This window comes from Gordonia araii NBRC 100433 (assembly GCF_000241265.1).
In the GTDB taxonomy this organism is placed as follows: Bacteria; Actinomycetota; Actinomycetes; order Mycobacteriales; family Mycobacteriaceae; genus Gordonia; species Gordonia araii.
Genome location: NZ_BAEE01000003.1, coordinates 1 through 1,330 on the forward strand (window position 1 = coordinate 1; position 1,330 = coordinate 1,330).

General features: G+C 63.5%; 1 pseudogene. It reads right to left on the reverse strand.

Annotated features, from left to right (window positions below):
- Positions 1-29: 29 nt before the first annotated feature.
- Positions 30-1,276: pseudogene (locus tag GOARA_RS00145) on the reverse strand (IS3 family transposase).
- Between the last annotated feature and the right edge of the window lie 54 nt (positions 1,277-1,330).

The following is a 1,330-nucleotide window of genomic DNA, read 5'->3' on the forward strand; positions in this document are numbered from 1 at the left end:
TGTCAAGTCCCGGGTTTGTTAGAGACCGATCATTTGTTCTGTAGTGCTGGTTCGGTCGCAGTAGCAGTGTGCTGTTGCCAGTAGAGGTCCTCGACCTCGATCGGTGGCCGATGGTCGAGTTCGCCGTGCAGGCGCGTGGTGTTGTACCAGTGGACCCATTCGGCGGTCGCGATCTCGACGGCGTTCGTCGATCGCCATGGTCCTTTTCGGTAGATCAACTCGTGTTTGTACAGCGAGTTCAGTGCTTCGGCCATCGCATTATCGTAGGAGTCGCCGCGGGAGCCGACCGAGGCGATGGCGCCGGCCTCGTCGAGGGCCTGGGTGTAGCGAATCGCTCGATATTGCACTCCGCGGTCGGAGTGGTGGATCAGGCCGGTGATGTCGTGACCGGCCCGACGGCGCAGCCACAGGCCCATCGCCAATGCGTCGATCGCGAGGTCGGCGAACATGCGGGTCGAGGTCTGCCAGCCGACGATCATCCGGGAGAACACGTCGACTACGAACGCGACGTAGACCCAGCCGGCGTCGGTGCGAACGTAGGTGATGTCGGCGACCCACAGTTGGTTCGGTGTGGTGGCGGTGAAGGCGCGGTCGACGAGATCGGCGGGGCGTTCGGTCTCAGGTGCGGGTTTCGTGGTGCGCGGGAACTTCCCGCGTACCACGCCACGTATCCCCAGCTCACGACACAATCGTTCCACCGTGCACTTAGCGACCGTCATACCGCGGCGGGCCAGAGCAGCCCGTATCTTGCGGCGGCCGTAGATGCCGCCGGAGTCTTCGTAGACAGCCATGATCTGTTCCTTGAGTTCCTCGTCGCGGATCGCTCGGGCCGATGGGCCGCGGCTTCGGGCTGCATAGTAGGTCGATGGCGCGATCGCGCATCCGGCCTCGGTGAGAGCGGCGGTGATCGCCTCGACTGGCCATCGAGGGCGGTGCTGGTCGATGAACTCGACGATCAGCGGCGTGGCCGGTCGAGCTCGGCCGCGAAGAAAGCCGATGCGGTCTTCAAGATCTCGTTCGCCCGGCGTAGCTCGGAGACTTCCTTCTCCAACTGGCGGATCCGTTCAATATCGGAGACCGTCTCGATGCCGGGTGTGTCGGCTCGACCGTCTTCGACGCGACGGACCCAGTTCCGCAGTGTTTCGGGGTTGATGTCGAGCTGCTTGGCGATCCGGGCCAACGCGCCAGGCGCCGTCTCTGGATCCTTCCTGGCATCGATGGCCATCCGCGTGGCGCGGTCCCGCAACTCGGGCGAGTACTTCGATGGACGAGGCATGAAACAAGTGTCCCTTCCGGTAAAACCTGCCTCCATCAAACCCGGGACGATTCA